Source organism: Pseudoalteromonas 'SMAR', assembly GCF_048515945.1.
Taxonomy (GTDB): Bacteria; Pseudomonadota; Gammaproteobacteria; order Enterobacterales; family Alteromonadaceae; genus Pseudoalteromonas.
This window is the reverse complement of sequence record NZ_JBLWMW010000008.1, coordinates 45,884-70,719: the sequence shown is the minus strand read 5'-3', so window position 1 is coordinate 70,719 and position 24,836 is coordinate 45,884. Positions and strand designations below refer to the sequence as shown.

Annotated in this window: 15 protein-coding genes; 7 read left to right on the top strand and 8 right to left on the bottom strand. The window is 45.0% G+C overall.

The features are described from left to right. Positions 1-235 precede the first annotated feature (235 nt). Together ACNKW2_RS05645 and ACNKW2_RS05640 are read right to left on the bottom strand one after the other, a co-directional pair. Positions 236-385, bottom strand: coding sequence for a DUF2256 domain-containing protein (locus ACNKW2_RS05645; protein ID WP_419147672.1), 150 nt, complete (start codon positions 383-385; stop codon positions 236-238). Between the two features lie 205 nt (positions 386-590). Next, the gene (locus ACNKW2_RS05640) at positions 591-2,858 is read right to left on the bottom strand and encodes an aminotransferase class V-fold PLP-dependent enzyme (RefSeq protein WP_419147671.1); all 2,268 of its coding nucleotides are present in this window, start codon (positions 2,856-2,858) and stop codon (positions 591-593) included. Between the two features lie 646 nt (positions 2,859-3,504). On the opposite strand from ACNKW2_RS05640, the gene ACNKW2_RS05635 reads away from it, so the two are divergent. Next, entirely contained in the window at positions 3,505-5,919 is a 2,415-nt protein-coding gene (locus ACNKW2_RS05635; RefSeq protein ID WP_419147670.1) for a TonB-dependent receptor, read from the top strand. A gap of 42 nt (positions 5,920-5,961) precedes the next feature. Here the strand turns inward: ACNKW2_RS05635 and ACNKW2_RS05630 are convergent, their stop codons facing one another. The 3 genes from ACNKW2_RS05630 to ACNKW2_RS05620 all read right to left on the bottom strand — a co-directional run bounded on the left by ACNKW2_RS05630 (position 5,962) and on the right by ACNKW2_RS05620 (position 9,318). After that, on the bottom strand, positions 5,962-6,609 hold the full coding sequence (locus tag ACNKW2_RS05630) for a porin family protein (protein ID WP_419147698.1): 648 nt from the start codon (positions 6,607-6,609) through the stop codon (positions 5,962-5,964). Next, positions 6,585-8,024 carry a TonB-dependent receptor plug domain-containing protein gene (locus ACNKW2_RS05625; protein ID WP_419147669.1) on the bottom strand — a complete coding sequence of 480 codons (1,440 nt, stop codon included), beginning with the start codon at positions 8,022-8,024 and terminating at the stop codon, positions 6,585-6,587. Before ACNKW2_RS05625 ends, ACNKW2_RS05630 begins: the two co-directional genes overlap by 25 nt. Before the next feature lie 88 nt (positions 8,025-8,112). Continuing rightward, entirely contained in the window at positions 8,113-9,318 is a 1,206-nt protein-coding gene (locus ACNKW2_RS05620; RefSeq protein WP_419147668.1) for a response regulator, read from the bottom strand. 436 nt (positions 9,319-9,754) lie between these two features. Here ACNKW2_RS05620 and ACNKW2_RS05615 point away from each other — a divergent pair, with 436 nt between their 5' ends. Together ACNKW2_RS05615 and ACNKW2_RS05610 are read left to right on the top strand one after the other, a co-directional pair. After that, on the top strand, positions 9,755-10,645 hold the full coding sequence (locus tag ACNKW2_RS05615) for a cation diffusion facilitator family transporter (RefSeq protein WP_419147667.1): 891 nt from the start codon (positions 9,755-9,757) through the stop codon (positions 10,643-10,645). Positions 10,646-10,730: 85 nt separating this feature from the next. Beyond that, entirely contained in the window at positions 10,731-13,481 is a 2,751-nt protein-coding gene (locus ACNKW2_RS05610) for a response regulator (protein ID WP_419147666.1), read from the top strand. Here the strand turns inward: ACNKW2_RS05610 and ACNKW2_RS05605 are convergent. Next, a complete protein-coding gene (locus ACNKW2_RS05605) occupies positions 13,478-17,965 on the bottom strand; it encodes an EAL domain-containing protein (RefSeq protein WP_419147665.1) in 4,488 nt (1,495 codons plus the stop codon). The two genes, ACNKW2_RS05610 and ACNKW2_RS05605, sit on opposite strands and share 4 nt — an antisense overlap. Positions 17,966-18,398: 433 nt before the next feature. Between ACNKW2_RS05605 and ACNKW2_RS05600 the strand changes: the two genes are divergently transcribed. Next, on the top strand, positions 18,399-18,593 hold the full coding sequence (locus ACNKW2_RS05600; protein WP_336565131.1) for a (2Fe-2S)-binding protein: 195 nt from the start codon (positions 18,399-18,401) through the stop codon (positions 18,591-18,593). A gap of 35 nt (positions 18,594-18,628) precedes the next feature. On the opposite strand, the gene bfr (ACNKW2_RS05595) is transcribed toward ACNKW2_RS05600, so the two are convergent. Together bfr (ACNKW2_RS05595) and bfr (ACNKW2_RS05590) are read right to left on the bottom strand one after the other, a co-directional pair. Next, a complete protein-coding gene (gene bfr, locus ACNKW2_RS05595) occupies positions 18,629-19,093 on the bottom strand; it encodes a bacterioferritin (protein ID WP_419147664.1) in 465 nt (154 codons plus the stop codon). A gap of 16 nt (positions 19,094-19,109) precedes the next feature. Then, positions 19,110-19,577, bottom strand: a complete 468-nt coding sequence (bfr, locus tag ACNKW2_RS05590) for a bacterioferritin (RefSeq protein ID WP_419147663.1) — start codon at positions 19,575-19,577, stop codon at positions 19,110-19,112. Positions 19,578-19,943: 366 nt separating this feature from the next. Between bfr (ACNKW2_RS05590) and ACNKW2_RS05585 the strand changes: the two genes are divergently transcribed. From ACNKW2_RS05585 to ACNKW2_RS05575, 3 genes are all read left to right on the top strand, one after another. Continuing rightward, positions 19,944-20,177 (top strand): hypothetical protein, encoded by a 234-nt coding sequence (locus ACNKW2_RS05585; RefSeq protein WP_419147662.1) that lies wholly within the window; start codon positions 19,944-19,946, stop codon positions 20,175-20,177. Between the two features lie 324 nt (positions 20,178-20,501). After that, entirely contained in the window at positions 20,502-21,614 is a 1,113-nt protein-coding gene (locus ACNKW2_RS05580) for an efflux RND transporter periplasmic adaptor subunit (protein WP_419147661.1), read from the top strand. A gap of 8 nt (positions 21,615-21,622) precedes the next feature. Then, positions 21,623-24,748, top strand: a complete 3,126-nt coding sequence (locus tag ACNKW2_RS05575) for an efflux RND transporter permease subunit (protein WP_419147660.1) — start codon at positions 21,623-21,625, stop codon at positions 24,746-24,748. Positions 24,749-24,836: the final 88 nt, after the last annotated feature.

Genomic DNA, 24,836 nt, shown 5'->3' with positions numbered 1-24,836 from the left:
GTTCTTATTAACAAAAGCAGGTCAGCGTTAGGAAAACTGGCTTGGCGATTTGTGGTCATTCATAGAGGTCATTGTATCGTAGACTTGTTGTGCTTACTGCCATCCTTTTTAATTCGTAGAGTGGGTGTCTGCTAACTTATTTAGGTGGGTGTCTGCTATTTTGCCGGTTGTGCTTTCTGGCATTCTTTTGAAGTCGAAGAGTGGATGTCTGTTAGCTTATTTAGGTGGGTGTCTGTTATTTTTCCGTTTTTTTGGCATTGTTAGCACACCGTTTTGAGCAGTATCTTACTTCTTGCCATGTATTGCGCCATTTTTTCCGCCACACAAAGGGCCGCATACAGACGGGACATATTTTAGAAGGTAGGTGAAGTTTTTTATGGGCCATAGCGCTGGGTAAATTCTGTTAATGTGGGTGTCTTTTTTATTAAAGGTCAGTACGTGAAGAGGATAGAGAGTGATCAATGGCCTAAAGCTCATAACTCATAAGCACAAACCTACTAATCGTGGTGGAGGCAAATGAGCTGGAAATAAAAAAGCACCTGACTGGCTAGCAGTCAAAGTGCTTTAAGAAAGGAACTGTTAAGGGGATTTTAGGATAGGTTTGCTAATGCATAACCCCCTTTTAAATGTCCGATATTGTGAAAGCCCAACCTTGCTAACGCTTGTGCAGCAAGTTTCGAACGACTTCCGCTGCGACAGGCAAGTACCATAGTCTGATCCTTGTCATGATTTTGTTTGGCAATAAAATCTACCAACCGGGTTAGTGGCACATTTTGGTCAAACTCCTGCGCATGGTTAAGGGCATACTCATGGGGCTCGCGAATGTCGATAAGCATTAAGTTATCGTCCTGAGCGGCTTGTTTGGCTAAACTGGCGGCATTGTATTCTTTGAGTACAAATTGCTCTTGGCCGCAAAGTGTGGCACCACATATTATTTCACTGCCTTGATGGTCATTTAATTGCTTATCAATAAGCACTTTTTTATCGCAAAATTCAGCGTTGGTGAGCGTGCCTGTCATAACCTCATTTAAAATAACATTGCGCTGGCATTCTGCTGCGATGGTGGTTACAAACTCATTATTATAATCATGGCTTGGGCAAAGCAGGGTGTCAGTTGCAATCAGCTCACCTAATAGCTGTAAACTATGGTACATGTCTGAGGACGAGCTGGTGGCGAAGTTAGTACGACCCAATGCAGCCATTAAGATTAAGTCGCCGCAAAAAGCAAACTTTATCGTTGCTGGCTCTGATTGCTTGTCCAGCAATAAGAAGCTGACGCTGTCATCGGTATGACCTGGCGTGGCTACTTTTGCCAAGGTGTAGTCGCCAATCTGAATGGTTGGCAAGGTATGCCCTTGATGTTTTATGGTATCGGTTGTAGCAGGCCAGCCTAAATGATCGCACGCTTGTTGTTTGCTGTTGAGTTTGCAGGCGCTGGATTGGTGATCGGCATGACCATGGGTATCTAGTGCAGCTACAAGAGTATACTGTTGACACTTTAATAGAGTATTGATGCGCTCAACGAGCTCAGGCAAAGGGTCGATAACCACAGCCGTTTTGCTGCTGCTGTCTGCAAAGAGCCAACAACATGCGCCGCCTACTTTAAACTGCATTAAACCATCTAATACGGTTTTTTCACTTATTTCATGGTCATTTTGCAGTAAGCAACTGTGGCCTAATGCTTTGGCGCAGTAGGCTATCCGCTCGCAGGCAGTAGCGATTTCACTGGCCGTGGTCGCCGGTCCAAATGACATGCGAATAGCGGCTTCACTTTGCCATACGGGCAATCCCATGGCATCTAACACAAAGCTTCGAGTTACGGCTGAACTACACGCCGAGCCAGAGCTTACACGAATATTAGCAGCATCAAATAAGTCCATGATTTCTTTTGACGTAAACCCAGGAATGGCAAAGTTTAGGGTAGTAGGAACGCTGTTTTCAAAGGAGTTGTTGAAAACAATAGTAGGAAAAGCATCCCTTAAGGCAGTCGCTAACTTTTCGCGATAGTGGGTAAGCGTTTCGGCATCGACAAAACAACTGTCAGTGTCATCAAGTAATTGGTCAAAAATCACTTCCAATGCTGCAAGACCTGGCAGGTTCTCGGTACCTGAGCGTAAACCGTTTTCTTGCCCCCCGCCTGCAATAAAAGGGGTAAATGGGGCATTGTCACGAATGTAAACAAAACCAATGCCTTTTGGCGCATAAAGTTTATGGCCGCTAAAAGGGGCATAATCAATGGTCGTCGCGGCCAAATTAAGTTGCCGTTTTCCCAATGCTTGAACGCAGTCAACTAGCCAAAATACACTAGGGTTGTTTTTTCTAATAATCTGCTCTAAAGCGTTTAAATCCTGATAAACACCGGTCTCGTTATTTACTGCCATAGTACAGATCATCAGTGCACTAGGCACGTGCTTGGCAATAAAGTCTTTGTCAAGGTTGCCCTTATTATCTACCGGTATAGCCTTAATCTCAGCGTTTATTTCTAATACTTGATTCCAGTGATGTAGCGACTCAGGTACCGCCTTGTGCTCGGTTGCTCCATAAAGAATGGTTGTTTTATTGGTATTGCTATGACGTTTTTTAGCTGCACACAGCGCCGATAAAATGCCAGTTTGTATGCCTTCTGTGGCACCACTGGTAAAGATCACCTTACCTTGCCCAGAACCCAACACTCGCTGCGCTTTTTCACGGGTACGTTCCATCAGCTGCCTTGCTTGTAGGCCGGTGATGTGGCTGCTGCTGGGGTTACCAAATTGTGTTTCCATGGTCACTAAGGCGGCTGCAGCCGCTTTATCTAAAACAGGAGTGGTCGCATTAGCATCTAAATAGACTTGCGATAAAGCGTGTTGTTCTGTCATGACTGTGCCTCAGGAATAAACAAAATTACCAATATAACTTTATGGAATAAGTAATTATTTATAGTTATACTAATCGAGTTGCTGACATGTTTCAACCTTAGTTACTGCTGTCTGGCTTTGTCTTCCATCTCGTTATATCTACAAATCGACGCAACCCTTTTAAGCAAGCTCAATAACGATTTCATGTAAAGTTCTTTCAATAGTGAAGGAAGCCGCTTAAAAGCATGGGTGTCTTGCTAAGCCTAAAAAGCATGTGTTTTGAGAAAGTGGGTGCTGTCCTTTAAACAGAGGTAACTGCCATGGATAAAGTGGGTGTATTGTTAATGGTTAAATAAGGTGGGTGTCCTGATAATAAGCTTCACTAAAAAGCTGGCAAGCTAGTAAAGCGAATATAGAGTTGCCAAGGTTGGGTGAGCGTACATAAAGGATTGGTATTAACCGTGCCTTTTATATGGGTACACAATATAGAAACAGGTGGTGGTAGCTGTTTACATTGTTATAGCTGTAGTAAAATTGGTTACAAATAATAAATGCAAATGAGAGTTGTTATCATTACAGTTTTCTTGCTAGACTCCGCATCCACGTAAACAACATATTATATGGGCTTTCTGGCATGAAGGCCCTGTTTGCAGTTTGGAGTTAAAACATGCAATTCTCTCGCGCTTCTATGCTATCTGCTGCCAGTGTTGCAGTAAAATTGGCCCTGCTCGGCAGTAGCGGTGCCAGTTACGCTAATGATGATCAAATTGAACGCATTAGCGTTTACGGAAAACACAATGAAATTATCCTACAGTCGGGAACGGCCACCAAGTCAAATATGGACTTGATGCAAACCCCTGCCGCGGTGGTGGTAGTGGACAAGGAGCTATTGGCTTCTCAAAGTGCGGCCACGTTGCAATCTGCTTTACGAAACATTAGTGGCTTATCGCAAGCAGGGAATAACTATGGCGTAGGCGATACCCTGATTTTGCGTGGTTTAGGGGTGAACTACACCTACGATGGTATGTATGGTGGTGCGGACTTAGGCAACAGCTTTAATCCAACTCGTTCACTAACCAACATTGCGAGCATCGAAGTACTTAAAGGCCCAGCCACCGGCTTATATGGTATCGGGGCTGCAGGTGGTGTGGTGAACCTAGTTGAGAAAAAGCCACAGTTTGAACGTGCGGTAGAGCTCAGTGGTAAAATCGGTGCATGGAATACTTATGGTGTCAGTGTGGATGTTACGGATGCTCTTAGCGATAAACTCGCATATCGACTGGTTGCCAATCATGAGCGCAGTGATGGTTACCGTGATTTAGCGTCAGAGCGTGATGAGATTTACGCCAGTTTGCATTTTGATGTCAATAACGACCACACGCTATTGCTTTCTTCAGCCTACATTGATGATGCTCAGCAAATAGACTCAGTGGGGGATCCGGTACGGATCTTAAACTGGGACAGTATTTCCAGTGAGCCTGGGGCTGTGACGGCTGGCTTATTACCCAATGATCCCCAATTCGATGAGGAAAGTCAGCGCTTTCTTGGTGTGCAACTAACGGCTGAGCAACGGGCGCAATTAGCAGCATCCATTACTGCCAGTGATGGTCTAAAGCCATTCGATTTAGGCGATGGCAGCCTTATCTCTCCACTTTCTCGCCCTAATGAAGGGCAAGAAGCGCGGATTAAACTGCGTCATGATTGGTATATTGATAGGAACTCGAAACTAACTCAGCAGCTATTATGGCGCAGCTATGACTCAGACTTTGTGCGTCAAACCGGTGCTTACAATTATGTCTATTGGGAGCGTCGTGGTGTGATCAATGCTGACCCAAGAGCGCCTTTAGTTGTCGACGATACCTTGTATCCATTCGCTGCACGTCGTCAGGAATATCGTCGCCAAGTGGCCAGTGAGTCAAGCTGGCAGTACTTTGCCGACTTACAGCTTACTTGGGATCTAGATACTGTTCATGGTGAGCACTTAGTTAGTGTTAATTACGAAAACCGCGATATGCGCTTAAAGAGCTGGTCAGCCTACGACGGTGACGGCAATGGTGCAATCCCGTATATCCTCGATATTCGTGAGCCCAATTGGCCAACGGCTGAATTTATGGACTACGACCCGTCTTTACGCAGTAACTACGATAAAAACCTAACAGCCTATGGCATCAGTGCGCAAGAGGTGGTTTATCTTAGCGACGCATTGACCGCTCGAGTCGGTGCAGCCTATTCAACGGTGGAACAAACGTATCAGCACTTAGGTTCTGACCGTGCACCAGAAGAGGGTAAAGCTCTGGATACCGATGATGCCGGCTTTACTTACAATCTCGGTTTAAACTACCAGTTGGCACCTAACCTAGCGGCATTTGTGAACGTTGCAAAAGGGCGCACTGCCTATGGTATTTTAGGAAGTTTAGTCGATGAGTCAGACAGCAACCGCAAAAACCGCCCAGACTCAGAGTCTGAAACACTAGACTTTGGTGTGCGTTTTACGGCGTTTGATGAAGACTTGCTAGGTTCAATTGTTTGGTTTGAAACCAAACGCACCAACTTAATGTATGCCAACCCTGAATACAGTGATAAACCAGGACCTGAGTATAACGTCAGTGTGCCACGCTTCTTTTTTGATGACGAAGACGAATCAAAAGGGGTGGAACTTGACTTAAACATGGCATTAAGCGAACGCTTGAGTGTAAACGTCAACGCCACGTATCAAGATGCCATTGAAATTCGGAGCAACACTCGCTCGGGTCAAAAGAAAGGCGTACCGCAAAAGTTTGCCAGCACTTGGGTGCGTTACACACAACCCGTAGACGCGCTTGTCGGCACCATTGAATACAGTGTTGGCTTAAATTACGAAAGTGAGCGCTCCATCAACTCAAAAGCATTTGGTTTGCCAACGGCGACCATTGATGGTTATGCGCGCTGGGATGCCGCGGTGAAGTTTGCCACCGAGCAGTATAATATTCAGCTGAATATTGAAAACCTAGTTGATGAACGTTATTACAGTAAAGCCATGTTCTTAGGTGGGTTACCTGGTAATGAGCGCAACGCTAAGTTGAGTTTTAATTACCAATTCTAATGATGGCAATGGCTAGTGGTGTTGTTAGGCGCCACTAGCCGCTTAAAAGCGATAACTAAATTGCAGTCTGAGGTTGCGTGGTGCTTGTAGGTACTGCAAAGGTGAGGTGCCCCGTGCGTTGGCGTGAAAATAGCGTTGGTTAAACACGTTTTCGAGGTAAAGGCCGTAGCTCAATTGCTCTGTTTGTCTTACTAAGTGCAAGTTTAGGGTGGTCCAAGCGTCTATCTTGGTGATTTCAGTACCTGGACTATTTATCAGGTTGGCCTCGGTGAAGGTATCACTCCAATGATCGACAAAACCGGCAATGCGCCATTGCTCAGAGAGTTGATATACCAGTCCGAGCTTTATCTTTAGTTTAGGAATGTTAAGTACTTCTGTGCGCCCATTAATGGTTTCTTTATCGGGCGATGCATAACGCAGAGCCAGCTGGCCCTGCCAGTTCCCCGCGGTAAATTTGAGCTGGTCTTCAAAGCCTTTTACCGCATGGCTACCAGCAACCTGGGTGCGCCATAAGTTGCTGCGGGGATCGAGTATTTTTTCATAAAAGTTTTCCGCTTCCATATGGTAAATTGCCGCAATATTGGCAAAATCTATTCCAAACACAGTAAAAGCTTTGCTCCAGTTTAGCTCCGTCATCTTCATGGTTTGCGAGGGCAGTTCATCATCTACCACCAAATCAAATTCGAATATAGTGGGCGGCCGAAACGCTTCGCCATAGGTGAGCTTAAAGGCCTGATCGGGTCAGGCTGATATACCAGGCTGGCACGAGGTAGGTAGGCCGAGTCGGTAAAGTCTTGCTGGTTATACCTGAGCCCAGCACTGACTTTTAAGCTTTCTTGTTGCCACTTAAAGGTTTTGGAATATTGGCCATACAAGGCATGTTTTTCCGACTTTTCTTTATCTTGTGCCCATTCTGCGGGAGTAAACAAGGTGGTCCCAGTTGCACTGTCTCGGTATTTTATTTTGCGGCCAATTTCGGTTTTCCAACCGTCATAGCCAACAATCCAATCGCTGTTGTCATTGAGTCTGTATTGCCACTGAGTAGAAAGTCTGAGCCTGTCTGAAGGACCAATGTCTTCACGTTCATTGTATAAGGTAATGTCTTGGTAGCTTTGTGCCGCATCGGGGATGATGGCGGTTAAGCGGTCTTTCTCTTTGTATTCGCGAAAATAACTTAGCTCTACAGTGCCACTGAGTTTTTCATTGGGTGCAAAAGTCTGACCGAGATAATAAAGGGCGTAGCCGCGGCGTGAATCATCGCCAGTAATATAATCATAGGCAACCGCCTCAATACCACTGACGTTTTCGGAGCGGCTGATGTTCATTCCGGCATAACTACGTTGATATTGCACTTTAGCATCAATGGTGTAGTTGGTTTCATCATTACGAAACCGCTGCTCAGACAAATCTCTGAGCCCATCTTTAGGGCTGCGGCTAAACGCTTGTGTATCAAAGACAAACTCTTGCAGCTCACGGTAGTCTTGAGCGCTTTGAAAATAGCTGACATTCATCGCCAGAGATAAGTCACCTTGTTGGTGATTTAGCAGCAAGTTGCCATGCCGAGTGCTTACCTCACCGGCTAGCAAAGAAATCTCATTACCGTCGCTACCAAGACGGGTAATAACATTAATCACGCCTTGCGTGGCATTGCCACCATAAAGAGTGGAGTTCGGGCCTTGTAAAATTTCGACTCGCTCAATTCTACTGGCGGGGAAGTTATTCATAATAAAGGCTTCGTTAGCCAATAAGTTTTGTACTTCACGGCCATCAATCAGCATTAAAGTACCAGACATATTGCCGGTAAAGCCACGTTGTCCTCCTGGCAGCCAGCTCCATTGATAGAAATAATCCATATTTGGAATGCTGGCGAGGATCTCTTTTAAGTCGCGCCAGCCGTAATTGCTAATTTCATCGCGACTTACTACGTACACCGTGCCAGATGAATTAAGCCAAGTTTCGCTTTTTTTGGCGGCCAGTGACACTTCCACTTGCATGAGTTGCTCAAACGAAAGTGAAAATAACGAGTCTGCGTCAGACTGCTGGGCAACTGCAACAGAGTTAATCCCGAACAAAAAGCTTAAACACACTAAATTTGCGCTATTCATAGGTTTCATGGTGGCGTTACTTTACTCCTAAGTGTAGAATAAAATATCGTTTACAGTTGAAAGTTTGATGTCATAGCAAACCATTTTGCTACCCGCCACTGAGTTCAAGCTTGGCTTTATCCACGGCTTTTAAGATGGCGCTTTTTGTTGAGGGTTTGGTTATGTAACCCGTTAATCCGAGCGATGCCCACTTGCGAATGATGTCTTTGTTTTTGTTGCTTGTGAGTGCAACGATAGGCAGCTTTTTGCAATGGGGAATATTACGCACATTTTTGGTGGTGTTGTAACCATCGAGCTCAGGCATAAATAAGTCCATAAATACCATCGAAAATCGCTGTTTGCGGAGTTTTTTTATGGCATCTAAGCCACTGCCAACGCTTTCTACTTTATGTCCTTCATCACGGAGGATTTTTGCTATCATTTCACGATAGATTTCGTTGTCTTCAACGACCATGACTTTGAAAGGTTCATCGCTTTTTACCGGCTTTTGTGGTTTGATTTCAACTTGGCCATCGTTTTCCATCGGCACGACATGCTGTGCCAGTTGTGCACTGTTGGCCTGATCCTTTTCCGCGAGCACCGCGGTTAACTCAGCAATGGAGAGTTGTTTGTCTTTTAGCCGCTGGGTGAGTTCATGGACGCTTTCAGCAAGCTGGCTTTCCAGTTGATCGAGCAAGGGAGTAAGGTGTTTTGCTTTGAGCTCATTAAGCAAATCATCCTGAACCTGATTGACTCCTTTTTGTGAGTCAAGGCTGGCTCTGGCATCTTTTAAGGTTTGATCGGCTCGGTCATGATAAACCGCAGCGTCGTCAATTAATTGTTTGAGTTTATCGTCAATGCGGCCAAAATGCTCCTCACGAATTTGTGCAACTTCAGAGACCCCTTCGGTGCGAATTAAGGCATTGTGTAATATCATCCGAAAACGATAGTTTTCATACATGGGTTTATACACAAAGTAGTCGGTAAAAATGCCTTTCATACAACAGCGAAAAGCCACACCAGACTCTTTGTTTTCACACAACAGGATGTTTTCATGAGGGTAGTTGAGTAACCCATTTTTGGCCAACAAGCTGTAGACTTCAACGCTTTTTGCCACCGTTTTACGGGCAATAACAATCACATCGGGTGGCGCTTCTGAGAGTAATTCAGCCACCTCTTTATGGCTGGTGAAAACTCGGTATTCATTCACTTGAGAGGCAACTATATCTGCTACGCCAGTGAGCTCATTGGGTTCATCGCATATAATGATGACCTTTGGGTGGCGCTGTGCATGCTCGACGGTTTTCTTTGTCATTGCGAAATTATCCTTATTAAAACTTACCCCATAATGAGCTTAAGCTTACAGAGCTTGAATAAGTAATGGGCTACACGCTTTTGCTTAAGTATTTATGAGATAACTAATTTTGCAATGAATCTTAGAGCTGGTTTTGTAAAAAAAGTTTGGTTTAGCTATCAAAGATTTATATTCGCTTTTTATTACCTTGTTCTACGGCAAGATGTTGTGATGTTTAAAGTTTGTGCAGGTACGATGTGGTTGATGCTTTTATTCGTGCAATCAGAGTGATTTAAGCGTACAATTGCGACTGTATATCATTGCTATTGGTGAGCGTGTCAGTGTGCCTTCGACTCAGTTGCAAACTGGCCTGAAATGCAATATTCAATGTGATAATAGCCTGATATACCAACATAGATAAGCTATCAAATTCTACTACTAGGTACACGTTCATTTCATGACAGACATCACCACGCACCAAGCCTCTCGACGACGATTGTTGATAGCGTTGACTATTACTTGCACCTTTATGGTCATTCAAGTAGTGGGTGCCTACTATGCCAACTCATTAGCTGTGCTTGCCGATGCCGGTCACTTATTTGTCCATAACAGCTCATTGTTTATCGCTCTGATCGCCTCGAGTGTGGCGGTTTACCTAGCGAAAACTTATAACGATGGCTATAAGCGCGCCGAATACACTGGTGGCTTAATCAATGGCATCTTGTACCTTTCTATTGCGATCATCATTTTATTTGAAGGGGGAGAGCGCTTAAGTCACCACGGTGAGGGTCATGGCTTAGGAGTGAATAGCTATTTGATGTCGGTGATTGCGGCCATCGGATTCTTATTTCATGGTGCTTCAGCTTGGATTTTATATAAAGGCAGAAAAGACAGCATCAATGTGTACGCGGTATTTTTACACTCCTTTTTTGACTTGCTATCGACAGTATCCACCTTTGTGGCCGGCGTAGTTATCTATTTTACGGGCTGGGAAGTCATTGATATTTTATCCAGTATGCTGATCTCGTTGTTTGTTTTGTTTACCGGTGTAAAAGTGGTGTTGGCTTGCGTGAAAGGGCTTATGACACCTGCAGAGGCCTTACCTAAACCCAGTGCGGTAGAGTCCGCTATTTTGGCTACTGAGCACGTTGAAAGCACTCACAACATCACGGTAAGTGAAATGGACGGTAAACTCGTGGTCGGCGCACACATCGTCTTAAAACACCACTGTACTATAGAGTCTCACGATTCGGCGTGTCGCTCCGAGGTTGAAATGCAACTAAGGCAACGCTTTGGGGTAGCCAGCTGTGTGCTGCAAATAGAAAGTCATGATTGCCCAGAGCATTAATTAATCTGTGCTTGGCAAAGCGCCGTTTCTCTTTTACTGTTATAGTAATAGATTGCCAGCTTAAGATAAGCAGATTAAATTGCACTTGAATCAAAAACATATACTTCTTTTAACTGTGCTTCTTGGCATGCTTGGCGGCGTTGCCAACTTGCTACCTATTTGGTTTTTGGATAGCTCCGAATTCTTGTTGGGCCAGTTATTCGTGTTATTTGTGTTGCTGCTTTTTGGCTGGCAGTATGCCTTTATTGCCGTGGCAATTGGTGCCGCTTTTATATTCTATCGCTGGGGCCATTGTTGGCCGTCATTGGTGTTTTTAGTTGAGGTGGTTTGGCTTCACTTTGTTGCGGTAAGAACCAATAAGCTCTTCTTTGTTCGTGGTTTAGTCTTTTGGCTGTTACTGGGCTTGCCTGCGCTGTTTATATTCGGTTACTTTGCTTTGCAGTTGCCGCTGCTGGTCATTATTACCGCTCTTGGTAAGTATTTTATTAATGCTGCCATTTGTCTTGCGGTGGTGGACTTACTCAGTTTCTTTTTTGCTCGAGGTAAGTGGCAAGGCCTTGCACTGCATCAAATCCTCAACTCAACGGTGAGTTTAGTGATTGTGCTGGTGGTGTTGATGATCACCATTGTACTGACCAACAATTATTATTTGCGTCTTGAATCTGAAGTGAGTAATCAATTAAAAAAAGCGTCGAACACCGTAGTGGCGCGCATGGATGATTACTTATCCAGCTACCGAGATGCCACTGTCACCGCTGCTGAGCAAGTAGCATTAGGGTTAAATAAGCAAGATGTATTAACCCGCTTTATTACCACTTATCCAAACTTCAGAACCGCAATCGTGGCCGATAAAGAGGCTAAGATCACACACTTTGCGCCGCTTGCTTTTGCCAAAGAGATGGCCAAGCAACAACATTACGTCGATGATAGAGACTATTTTCAATTAGCACCCACTCACCCGAAAGGCTATGTGTCGGGGATTTTTCAGGGCAGAGGATTTGATGAAGCCGCCATTGTGGCGATTTCGGCGCCGATATTAAAGGGGGGCGAATTTACTGGCATAGTAGAAGGTTCGTTAATTTTTGGCTCATTTGAGCGTTTTATTCCTGAGATACTGTCAAAACCAAGCCATCTGATTATTTTAGATAAAAACAAACAAGTGGTGTTTAGCTCATTAAAAACCGAGTTTAAAACCCTCGATATGCCCAATGATGCTGTTTTACAGGCGTTGTTTGATGATTCAACCGATACCCTTGAAGACTCTACCGAGCAAATTTTGTATAAACAAACAGCGCAGTCAAGTACCTATCAATGGTCGGTTGTCACCTTGTTTGAGCGTAAGTACCTTAACTATTTGGCTGCCGCAGCTTGGCTTGATGCGCTGTTGCTGGCGTTGTTCATTATTGCTTTGAGCTCAGTTTTTGTACGCTATTTGACCAGACTGCTGGTGCAACCTATTGTCTCTCTGAGTGAGGATATTCGCGCCTACGAGCCCACAAAGATAATTAACAACTCTGCCACCGAACAAACCAGTTTTTTGGAAATTGTCGAGCTGCAGCAACAATTTAATCAGCTGGCCTATAAGCTTACCCTTAGTTTTTCAAAGCAAACGCAAGCCAGTGAAGAAAACGCTAGGCTGAATCAAAAGCTAACCAGCTTTAACCGTGAGCTAGAGCGTCAGGTTGCTGAAAAAACCACCGAGCTAACTAAAGCTGTTGAAGCTGCCAACTCTGCCAATCAATCGAAGAGCCGTTTTTTAGCGAACATGAGCCATGAAATACGCACGCCGTTAAATGGCATTATAGGGTTGTCTGATAACTTGCTGAGAGCGCCTCACCTTGATACCAAGGTGTCGGAACAGGTCAGTGTCATTAAGCAGTCGGCGAAAAACCTTATGCTTATCCTAAATGATATTTTAGATTACTCGAAGATAGAGGCTGGCGCTTTAAAAGTAGATAAGTCAGTGGTTAATTTAGCTGACATGATGGCGGCTTTAGTGGCGATGTTTAAGGCATCTTATGGCAAGTATGGCGTTGAATTTCAATACCATTGCAGCGACAAGGTGCCACATTATGTTGAGTTAGATGAATTACGCGTATCTCAAGTGATTAATAACCTGCTGAGTAATGCCGGAAAATTTACCGAGCGGGGTTATATCAAGTTAACTGTGGACTACCAGCAACAGCAACTGCACTTTTGCGTTGCAGACTCCGGCATGGGTATCTCGAAAACCCAGCAAGCACAGCTGTTTGAAGAGTTTACTCAAGCCGACTTAACTATCACCCGCAAATTTGGTGGTACAGGCTTAGGCTTGGCCATTAGCAAAAAGTTAGTAGAGCTGATGTCCGGAGAGTTAACCCTAGAAAGTGAGCTTGGCGTAGGTAGCCAGTTTTTTGTCACCATACCGGCCATTGCCAGCAAGTCGGATCCGGCACAAGAAGAACTTGTTAATACGCCGAATCTATCAGGGGTAAATGTGCTACTGGTTGAGGATAATAAAATAAACCAAATGGTGGTCGCCAAGTTATTAGAGCCGACGGAATGCCATTTGCACACAGCAGACGATGGCGTCATTGCCTTAGAGGTGTTGCAAAAACAACCTTGTGAGCTGATTTTAATGGACTGTCAAATGCCCAACATGGATGGTTTCGCCTGCGCCAAAGCCATTCGGGCGGATGAATCACTTTATGGCCAACCACATATCATCGCCATCACCGCCAATGCTTACCAAGAAGATAAGCAGCGCTGTTTGAGTGCGGGCATGAATGACTTTATTGCTAAGCCAATAGACGTTAACAGCGTTTATCAAAAACTATCAGATTGGGTTAAAGCTTAAGCGTGAGATAAGTATTTTTGTTCAAATAACGCAATAAGCTCTTCTGCCGGTAATGGCTTAGCAAACAAATACCCCTGCATGTATTCACAACCGACCTCACGTAAGTAACTAAGCTGCTTGTCGGTTTCTACCCCTTCTGCAATGCATTTCATATTCAAGCTCTGGGCCAATAAGTAGATGGTTCTTATAATTGACTTATTAGCAGGTTTGGCCGCCATATTACGCACGAAGCCTTGGTCGATTTTAATAATATCCAGAGGGAATTCATTCAAATACGTTAATGAAGAAAAGCCTGTGCCAAAGTCGTCGAGCAATAATACAAACTCTGCTCGTTTCATTTCATTAATGGTTGCTCTGGCCTTAGCTAGATCGGACATAAAAATGGACTCAGTGATCTCAAGGCGGAGGTTATGGTTTCTTAAGCCGTGAGCACTGAGTATCTCGCTAAATTGACTGGCAATATCAGAACGCAAAATATGCACGGCACTGAGATTAAGTGATACATAAAAGTCAGACTGCTGATTAAATAAAGGGCGCAATTCGGTTAAGGCACGAATAAGCGCCTGCTCAGTCATCACTTCTATTAAGCCATTTTCTTCGGCAATAGGGATAAAGTCGTTTGGTGGAATGAGCTCGCCCTGATGGTGCCAACGCATTAGCAACTCTACTCCAGCAATGCCACCAGTGGTAGTATTAATAATTGGCTGATAATGATTTAAAAACTCATTGCCGCGAACTGCCGTTTTCATAATGGTTTCTAAACGCAGCTTTTTACGGATCTCTTGGTTCATGGCATCGGTAAAAAATTTATAAGCATTGCGTCCAGATTGCTTGGCGTGGATCATGGCCACGTCGGCATTACGGATCAACTCTTCAGGTTCATCACCATCAAAGGGGTAAACGGCAATGCCCACGCTTGCTGATACACTGACGGTGATCCCCTCTATCTCAACTCGCTCAGGAATATGCTTAACTAATTTAGACACCATGCCACTTACGTACTCGACTGAGGGCAGGGTTTTCATTAATAATAAAAATTCATCGCCACTTTGACGAGCAAGGATGCAGTTATCATCTATTTGCGCTTGGATCCGCTCTGAAATAGCAATTAGAAGCTTGTCACCAATATGGTGACCATAGGCATCGTTGATGGGTTTAAACTTATCAAGGTCAATGAATAGTAAAGCACAGTTGTGCTGCTGATTGTTGGCATTAAATAGTGCAAATTCAATGTGCTGCAGCATCAGGCTACGATTAGGTAACTGCGTCAGCGCGTCAAAGTTGGCGAGATAACGTAACTCATTTTCGGCCTGCTTTTGTTCCGTTAAGTCTGTGACAACCACCACAAAATACTCAAGGGTACGTTGATCTTTAGAGATGGCGCTAATGCTTAACTGCACAGGATGCACTTTATCCTTACCATCGTTCACTTGTACTTCTTGGCGTAAATACTGGTTTGGTCCAAGAGACTTAAGGTTGGCAATGAGGCTATGGAACTTACGTTGGCCAATGGCATCAACAAAACGTTTGGTTGTCAATTCATTTAATGCTTTATCTTCATCTAGCTGGAAAGCTTTGCAAAAGCTAGCGTTCACGGCAATGGGTTGCAGCGACGGGTCTAAAATGAGTATCCAGTCATTGACCTGAGAAAACGCCTCACCAAGCATACTGGCCTGCATTTGGTTGGCTTTTTGGGTGGTGATATTGGTATAAATACCATGCAACTCTGTAGCTTCACCTTTATCATTAAATTCCGCTACCTGACCAAAGTCATGAAACCAGTGCCAGTTGTCGTCTTGGCATTTTAGCCGATAAGAAAGTGATAACTGGGCTTTGGTGGGGTTAGAAATAAACTTTTTCCAGCTTAGTTCGACCATCTCTCGGTCGTCTGGATGAATGGCGTTGTAGTGGTCTTGTAAAGTGATGGTGGCGTCACTATAGCCAAGATCATATGCCCGTTGCTGGGTAACAAGGCGACTGTCCAAATTGGCCGACCATACGCCGCTTTTGGTTGAACGTAGTGCCAATTTGGTCTGCTGGCTGGCTTGTGTTACTGCTTTTAACGCCTTAGTGAGCTCAGCTTGTTTTCGTTTGTGGCGAGCAATGACCAAACCACTGAATGCCAAGCCACTAATAATATAAAGCGCGATGGTGTAGGGCGTTAGCCAAGGGGAGTGCGCTACTTTAAAGCGTGTTGTTAGGCTATTAATAACATGGTCATCCACTAGAGAATGCTCTGAAATATTGAGCTCATAGCGCCCCGGTGAAAGCTGGTTAAAGAATACTTTGTTGCGGTTGAGACCATTGTATTCCACTGCGCTCGGACCCGAAAGGGCAACGTTAAATCGCGTGGAGTCATTGTTAGCAAAATCAAAATCGGAAAACTGTATTTCAATGCCTATGTCATCGAAGTTGAAATCAAGTGCCTCAGCAATACGTTGTGGTGCGATAAAGCGAGTATTTTGGTTAAGAACATCCAGTTGCGTCAATTGCACTGAGAGGGTTACTTTATCGCTGGTAGTGAAATCGGCTGGGTTAAACAACACAGTGCCGTTAATAGTGCCAAACGCGAGATGATCATTACTTAAGCGACTTGCAGCCCCGCCATTGAATTCTAATGTGGGTAAACCATGGGTGGGGCTAAACGTTTGCAAGCCTTTATTCTGGTGGTCATAGCGAATTAGCCCACGTTGTGAGCTGGCCCATAACACGCCGTTGTTATCAAACTTTAGGCTATAAACAACGTTACTAGCTAGGCCTGTAGACTTATCGATACGGTGTACGACTTCATAGCTACTACCATCGACAGCAACTATCCCTTCGGTGCTGGTTGCAAGCCATAACCTGCCGTTAGCATCCTCTGCCCAATCGTTTACTGCGGATACCATTAAGCTATCTGGCTTTTGGTACAGCCATGATAGGGTGTCAGTTCGGCTGTCATATTGAGCTAGCCCTTTTGCGGTACTAATGTAGTAGGCATCGTCATCAGCAATAAGCGCCGGTAAGAATAAAAACGCTTCCGTACTGGTAAGCTTGGTATTAAGACCTGTTAGCGCTTTGACTTCGTTGCTTTGAGCGTGATATTCATAAAAACCTTTATTGGTAATAAACGGGAAGCGCTGCTGCGGGTATTGACTTACTCCCCAGCTGTACTGGTTATCTCTGCTATGGCCTGGGTAGGGGATTATTTTTTTAGTATTATGCTCGCGGTCGAACAATGCAACAGATTCAGAGGTTTGCACCACAAAGGTATTTTCATTTAAGGCTGGTGCCGTAAATATTGAATATATCGCATCAGCGCCGTAGAGGGCTTTTGACTCACGGTTTTGTAAATACGTGGTTTTATAGCGTTTGCTGGCGCTGTCGAAGGCATTGATGCCATTGTCGGTGCCAATCAAAATCTCGCCTTGCTGGGTTTCTAAAATAGACCAAACATTGTTATTAGCGTATCTGTCCTTATGGCTGGCGAGGGTATCGAAGCGCAATGCACTGGATGGCCACATATAGGTACCATCATTGTACGTGCCCATCCAAAGGTTATGATTTTTATCGGCATATAAGCTGATAATGCTTGGGTTGGTTAGTAAATACCGACTCTGTGCAAGTGACAGTACTTTGTTGATGGATTTGTTACGCCGCGAGACCTTATAGAGGCCCGTTTCTGTTGCGATAAACTCGCCATATGGGGTGATTTGATGACCCCAAATGTTCTTCTTTGGCACTAAGGTATAGCTCTTATTGGCAAGCAACTTTTTGTCGATGATGGGCATTACATATAAGCCCTCGACAGTACCAATTAATAACCCCAGCGCTGGGTCTTGTTTCAATAGCTTTACGTCTTGGTTGTATTCTGAGGTGGTATCAGTAAAGCTCAGCCGTTTAGGTTTACCCGCTGGCATTCTATATTGGTATAAGCCTTGGGTGGTACCGATGAGAATACTGTTGTCGATACGATGCAGTGCCCGAATCACTTGATTAGCTTCGAAGTGTACTAATAGTTCTGTCTTAAGTGTTTTGCGATCGAGTGTATAAAGGTTATTTTCTATGCTAAGCAGTATGTTGTCGTTGTATGCTATAGCAGTGGTTACCGCTGCAATGCCGGCATTATTGTTACCCAGTTTACCGTCGTATATTTTTTGTGCTTTATAGGTGTCAATATTAACTAAGTAAGCGCCATTAAGAAACGTTGAAACCAATAACTCGCCTTGGCCAATATTAAAAATACCGACTATCTCATACTCGCTGAGGTTGACCCCAGCCGAAACGGCGGTAATTTGGTTACCATCGTAGCGGTTTAAACCGAGTAACGTACCAATCCAAATAAAGCCATGTTTATCTTGAGCTATACTGGTGATGGACGCTTGAGAAAGGCCCTCTTCGACGGAGAAGCGGCTGATGTGTTGCGAAGGGGTATGCCCGTAACTGGGCGCTACTATGGTGCAAGCAATAAAGAAGAATAGACAACATAATAGCGTTTGCTTCATTAAAAGACCTTAAATAAATCGAATCAAAACTAGTCCTTTAATATCACCTGCTCCAGCCAGCAAAAGAATATCGACATCATTGGCTTGTCTAGTCGCAGGAGTTTATCCGACTTCCTGTAGTAAAAGCAATGATAAATATAAGATTAACGTTTTAATTTAACGTTTTGTATACAATTTTCGCTTTACAATTACCAGCATTGCGCGCTTGCAAAAGGTCCTCTTTAGCAAGTCGTGCTATCTATTTGTAAGTCTAGCAGCTATATCATTTTTTGCTGCAATGTTAATGACAACCTTAGTAAACGCTTAGTTTCAAGTGACATACTGAGAGTAATAAAGAATAATTATTCGCATTTATTTTCTGTTTATAGTTGATAATTGTTATCGTTTAGATTAGACTCGATTGTGTTAGTGAAATTGAGATTGGTTTTCATTTATGTATGTCTGTATTTGTCACGGCGTAACCGATAAACAAATTGAAGCGAAAGTGGATGAGGGAGCGCGTTCTATGCGTGAAATCAGCCAGAGCTTGTCTGTTGGTAAGCAATGCGGTAAGTGTTGTAACTGTGCGAAAAAAATCCTTAACGATAAGCTGATTGATATCGTCGATGTAACAGAGCAGGTTGCTTAATCGCCTGAGTAACTTCACAACCTGCTTCATTAATATTACAGCTGCGACTGTAAATAATTCTCTAATCCCATTGTTGTGATCAGATGCTGCTGTGTCTCCAGCCAGTCAATTTGTTCTTCTTGCATGTCTTGGATATTTTTCAACGCTTCACGACTGATGTAGTCCTGCTTCTGTTCGCACAGGGCAATGGCATCTTGTAACTGCGTTAACGATGTTTGCTCTAGGGCCATATTGCAATCGATCATTTCAGCACAATCTTCACCAATACGAAGTCGACCAAGATCTTGTAAATTCGGCAACCCCTCAAGGAACAAAATCCGCTCGATCAATCTATCGGCGTTTTTCATTTTTTGAATCGAGACTTTGTAATCGGCTTTATCAAGTTGGCTGAAGCCAAAATCTTTAAACATGCGAGCATGTAAAAAGTACTGATTGATTGCCACTAATTCGTTTGCTAGCACCGAGTTGAGTGCGGTGATAACTTCTGGGTTTCCTTTCATTGCTTACTCTCTCGGTTTATAGCTGTGATTGAATGTAGTTTGGTGCGCCAATTAAATCGATTAAACGAATTTGCTGCTCAAGCCAATAAACGTGGTCTTCTTCGGTATCGAATAGCAACTTTTCTAGCACCGCGCGAGATTGATAATCTTGCTCTTGCTCGCAAATGCTAATGACTTCTTTCACACACTCAACGACCTCAAGTTCTAACTTAAGATCGTTTTCCATCATGGATTTAACGTCTGTGCCAATTAATAAGTCACGACGCTTAGTCATGTTTGGCACACCTTCTAGAAACAGAATGCGTTTGATCAGCCAATCTGCGTGTGTGGTTTCCTCTTCACGTTCGTGCTCTAAGCGTTGGTATAGCTTGTCTAGGCCCCAGTCTTCATACATGCGTGAATGAATAAAGTATTGATCGACCGCCGCCAGTTCGTTGGCTAACAATGTATTGAATGCATCTATGACTCTTTGTTTACCTTGCATGCGTATTACCTCAAACGTTAAAACTGCCGACAGTCTAACCCGTTTATTTTTAGAGTCAATGAAAAAATCTAAGCAAAACAAGTTGTTACCGATTGATTATAATTCGCATTTAAGTTGTGCTTAGGAACGGAGAATAGCAATTGTTGCTATTGTATTTTGCCACCATTTAGGGCTGCTTGTACGGTTGCAGTCGGCGGTACTATAAGGGCGGTTGACAGCAGCAATAAAACTGTTAAATTGGCATGGCTCACTTTTAGATACACTGGGGATGGCGTTGACTAAGTTACTTACACTTATGCTAATTGTGCTTTTTCTATCCAGACTGTTGCTACGGTCGCCAGTGCCGCGGATTTTCACCAGATTGACGTGAGTCACTTACAGCAAAGCCACGACCATGCCAATGATAATACGGCGCAATTCGATGACCATCCGAGTCAAGATTGTCACCACTGTGGGCACTGTTCAGGCAGCCAGCTTAACCTTATTTTGTTAACTCAAGGCCCAGCATTGCCTTATTTACCACTGGCCCCGAGTTACTCCGCTGATGAGCAACAACTGCTTGATTTTATTGAGCAACAATACCGTCCTCCTATTGCTTAACCAAGCCATAGCCGCAACAGGCTAGAACAAATGGCCACTTTAATAACGACAGTGGCTAATACCAATCCGCATTAATACCTGCTCAATTTGAGGGAGTAAATTCGACGCTAACTGCGTTAAAAATTTCTTATTTAGAACAACTAAATAGCAAAATTTTTGCCTTGTTATCGACAGAATTTTCTTGCCTCAAATAGACCACTTAATTAAGCGAATTGTTATAAATTAATCGGTTAGACACAAAGTAAATCCCTTGCAATGTTTGAATGGCAAGGAACCTCTTTGTGCGCTGACTCCCTTATTGGTCGTTAAGCAAAAGAATTAATGATGATGAAACGTATTTATTTAAGTGTTGTACTGACAACATTGTGCTTTGGTCATTTGGCCTTAGCCTCAGAAAACCATTCTGACCATCAAGAGCACGATGAAAAAGTCACTATCCATTTAACCCCAAGCCAAATAGCAATGGCGAACATCACCGTCAAAAGCGTGCGGGCGCAAACACATAAGCGTAAAATTTATGCACCAGGTGAACTCAAAGCCAATGATTTTACCAGCTACCTAGTTGCGCCGCGAAATGACGCTGTGGTTGTAAGACGCCATACTGCGCTAGGGGAAAACGTCAGTGTCGGTACGCCGTTGGTTACACTCTATTCAGAGTCTATGGCACAGGCTCAAGCAGACTATCTGATCGCTACCAGCGAATGGCAACGCGCGCAGGCAATGCGTGCCGAGACTTTAAGTGAGGAGGCGAAAACGCATGCTCGAGCGCGGTTTAGTGCCGCGTATTCAACATTGCGAGCGTTAGGGGTTAGCAAAACAGAGATCACCGCCATAACCAGCAAAGCGGCGAATGAGTTAGGCGAGTACACCTTAGTGGCTGAGCGTAGCGGCATTGTGACCATGGACGACTTTTCTCAAGGGCAACATATTAAAGCTGGTCAAACGTTATTGGCGATTACCGATGAAAGTACACTCTGGGTTGAAGCGCAATTACCACCAGACTCGCAGCTGGCATTGGATGCCGACACCGAAGCACTAGTAAAAAGTAACCAAGGTCATTATCAGGCAAAAGTACTGCAAGCTGCCCACACTATCGACCCGGTAACGCGCACGCGGCGGGTAAGGTTAATTGTTGATAACCCTGAGGATCAGCTGCATGCCGGTATGTTTGTTGCGGTGCAGTTTTTGCTGCCCAGCGGGAAGCCTATCATCGCGCTGCCCCAAAGCGCCTTAATGCAAGGGCATAATGGCACATGGCAAGTCTATGTTGAAAATAAGCCCGGCGAGTTTATGGCAAAAGCCGTGGAGCTTGGTCAAACCTATGGCGAGCTGGTGGCGGTTTCAGGACTTAAAGACGGAGAAAAAGTGGCAACATCGGGTGCCTTTTTCGTCGCTTCTGAGCAAGCTAAGTCCGGCTTTGATCCGCACAATCATTAGGGGGAGCTATGTTGCAACGACTCATTGACTTTGCTATTTCGCAGCGCTACCTAGTGCTCATACTACTGGCCATGGTGATGACTGCGGCAGCATTCACCATACCAAAGCTCAACCTAGATGCGTTTCCAGATGTCACTAATGTGCAAGTGGCTGTGAATACCGAAGCGCCAGGTCTAGCCGCGCAAGAAGTAGAACAACTTATCACCTATCCGATTGAGGCTGTGATGTATGCCTTGCCAAGTGTAAAGCAGGTTCGCTCTATTTCGAAAACAGGGTTGTCTGGGGTGACGGTGGTGTTCGCAGAAGGGACCGATATCTATTTTGCTAGGCAGCTGGTGTTTGAACGCCTGCAAGCGGCTAGGGAGTTAATTCCGCCAGATGTTGGCACGCCAACGATGGGACCCAATACGTCCGGTTTAGGTCAGGTATTTCAGTATTTGCTTAAAGCTGAACCGGGCTCCAACTATGATGCCATGACGCTGCGTAGCCTCAATGACTGGGTGGTTAAGTTACTTATTATGCCCATAGAAGGCGTCACGGAAGTGCTGTCATTTGGTGGCGCGGTGCGCCAATACCAAGTGCTACTCGATAGTAATAAGCTACTGGCTTATGGTTTGACGCAGCAACAAGTGATGGCTGCAATTGAGCGCAATAACCAAAACGTCGGCGGCTGGTATTTACAACGTGGTCAAGAGCAATTAGTGATCCGCGCCGCAGGATGGTTTCCAAGTGGTGAGCAAGGGTTAAAAGCAATTGCCAACGTGGCGGTAAAAACGGTCGATGGCACAGTCATCACAGTATCTCAGCTTGCTGAGGTCAAGTTAGGCCAGGAAATTCGCCAAGGGGCGGTGACGATGACCAAGCGACTGGACAGCGGCGAGGTTAACGCCTTGGGGGAAGTGGTTACTGGCATTGTATTGAAGCGCATGGGAGCCAATACCAAAGCCACGATTGACAGCCTGCAGCAGCGCATTGCCCTGATCAATCAAGCGCTACCACCTGGCGTGAGTTTCGAGCCATTTTATGATCAATCTGATTTAGTCAACCAAGCTGTGATGACGGTCGCACAAGCGCTGGCCTTGGCGTTTGTGTTTATTGTGGTGATATTGGCACTGTTTCTTATGAATTTAAGCGCCACCTTTTTAGTGCTTATTTCTATTCCTATTGCTATCGCGATGGCGCTGATGATGATGACTTGGCTGGGGATATCAGCCAACTTGATGTCATTGGGGGGCATTGCCGTGGCCATTGGTATGCTAGTAGATGGCTCTGTGGTGATGGTAGAAAATATTTGTAAGCGCATAGAAACAAGTTCGCAGCAGCAACACTCGGTAATCGCCGTGGTACGCTCTGCGGCCAAACAGGTGGTGAGACCGATATTTTTTGCAACCGCTATTATTCTGTTGGTGTTCACGCCCTTGTTTAGTTTTGTCGGTGTGGAAGCGAAATTATTTCAACCCATGGCAATCAGTATTATGTTGGCCTTGGTGGCCGCAGTGATAGTCGCCCTTGTGGTGGTACCTGCGCTGGCCTGCATCGTGTTTCGCCATGGCAATAGCCTCAAGCCAAGCGCGGTGGTGAGAAGCATTGAGCGTGGTTATCGCATCGCATTACCCTGGGTGTTACAACAGCGTAAGCTATTATACCTAGCGGTATTGAGTGTGGTACTGGCCTCTGGTTGGGTTTTTAATAAGCTGGGTACTGAATTTGTGCCAGAACTGGAGGAAGGAACGCTGAACTTGCGGGTAACGTTAGCCCCATCTGCTAGTTTAGACACTGCGCTAAGCTTGGCCCCCAAGCTTGAACAGACTTTGCTGAGTTTTCCTGAAGTGACATACGCCCTGAGTCGCATTGGTCGAGCCGAAGTCGGTGGCGATCCTGAGCCGGTGAACAACATTGAAATTTATATTGGTTTAAAGCCGCCTTCACAGTGGCAATCCGCCAGTAGTCGAGAAGCATTACAGCATCTAATGGAAGAAAAACTGGCGCAATTTCCAGGTCTGCTGTTCAATTTTTCTCAACCTATTGCCACCCGAGTGGATGAACTGTTATCAGGGGTAAAAGCACAGTTAGCAATAAAATTGTTTGGCCCAGACTTGAAAGTACTGGCCAACAAAGGGCGTGAGATAGAGGCGCTGGTGTCACAAGTAGAGGGCACCGCAGCGGTACAGCTGGAGCAAATCGCTGGTGAAGCACAGCTGGTGATCACACCAAAGCGCCAAGCTTTGTCACGGTATGGTCTTGCGGTAAATGACATTATGGCGATTGTTCAGCAGGGCATTGGCGGTGCCACGGCAGGACAAATCATCAATGGTAATGAGCGCTATGATATTGTAGTTAGGCTGGCCAAGCAGCAACGTAATAGCCAAGCGGCAATCAAGGCCATTCGTTTGCAATCTAAGACAGGGGCATGGCTGCGCTTAGAGGACGTGGCGGAAGTGGAGTATCAGTCTGGGCCACCGCAGATCAGACGCGATGATGTTCAGCGTCGCGTGGTGGTACAAGCCAATGTCAGTGACCGCGACATGGGCAGTGTGGTGAGCGATATTCGCAACCTGATTGCCACTAAAGCCGATTTACCTCCAGGCTATACCATAGAAATCGGCGGTCAATATGAAAATCAGCAACGGGCACAGCAGCGCCTGTTGTTGGTGGTTCCAGCATCGTTGGGGCTAATTGCTATGTTACTCTACTTTGCCTTTGCCTCATTTAAGCAAGCGTTATTGATATTAGTGAACGTGCCCTTGGCAATGGTAGGTGGTGTGTTTTCATTGTATTGGTCAGGGCAATATTTGTCGGTACCGGGCTCGGTTGGCTTTATTACTTTATTTGGTGTAGCTGTGCTCAATGGCGTGGTGTTGGTGGCAAGCATAAACCAACAGCTGCAGCAAACAAGCACTGTCAACGATGCCATTATCGCAGGGGCAACATCGCGTTTGCGGCCAGTGTTAATGACGGCGCTGACATCGGCCCTTGGCCTGCTGCCAATGCTCATGGCCACGGGAGTAGGGGCAGAGATCCAAAAGCCATTGGCGAGTGTGATCATCGGTGGCTTAGCGACATCCACGTTGCTGACGTTATTTGTGCTGCCGGCGTTGTATCATTTATGCTCTAAATACAGCACCTCATCTTAGTGGACAAACGCACGCTAAGTTGCCAAATTAAAGGCAGTGACACTTAGCGTGCGGATCATAATAAAGTAAGCAGACGTTTTTTAATGAA

Coding starts and splice junctions, on each gene's coding strand:
- ACNKW2_RS05615 (WP_419147667.1), top strand. CDS start 9,755: ATGACAGACATCACCACGCACCAAGCCTCTCGACGACGATTGTTGATA.
- ACNKW2_RS05580 (WP_419147661.1), top strand. CDS start 20,502: ATGATGAAACGTATTTATTTAAGTGTTGTACTGACAACATTGTGCTTT.
- ACNKW2_RS05605 (WP_419147665.1), bottom strand. CDS start 17,965: ATGAAGCAAACGCTATTATGTTGTCTATTCTTCTTTATTGCTTGCACC.
- ACNKW2_RS05625 (WP_419147669.1), bottom strand. CDS start 8,024: ATGAATAGCGCAAATTTAGTGTGTTTAAGCTTTTTGTTCGGGATTAAC.
- ACNKW2_RS05640 (WP_419147671.1), bottom strand. CDS start 2,858: ATGACAGAACAACACGCTTTATCGCAAGTCTATTTAGATGCTAATGCG.
- ACNKW2_RS05575 (WP_419147660.1), top strand. CDS start 21,623: ATGTTGCAACGACTCATTGACTTTGCTATTTCGCAGCGCTACCTAGTG.
- ACNKW2_RS05645 (WP_419147672.1), bottom strand. CDS start 385: ATGGCCCATAAAAAACTTCACCTACCTTCTAAAATATGTCCCGTCTGT.
- bfr (WP_419147664.1), bottom strand. CDS start 19,093: ATGAAAGGAAACCCAGAAGTTATCACCGCACTCAACTCGGTGCTAGCA.
- bfr (WP_419147663.1), bottom strand. CDS start 19,577: ATGCAAGGTAAACAAAGAGTCATAGATGCATTCAATACATTGTTAGCC.
- ACNKW2_RS05635 (WP_419147670.1), top strand. CDS start 3,505: ATGCAATTCTCTCGCGCTTCTATGCTATCTGCTGCCAGTGTTGCAGTA.
- ACNKW2_RS05600 (WP_336565131.1), top strand. CDS start 18,399: ATGTATGTCTGTATTTGTCACGGCGTAACCGATAAACAAATTGAAGCG.
- ACNKW2_RS05620 (WP_419147668.1), bottom strand. CDS start 9,318: ATGACAAAGAAAACCGTCGAGCATGCACAGCGCCACCCAAAGGTCATC.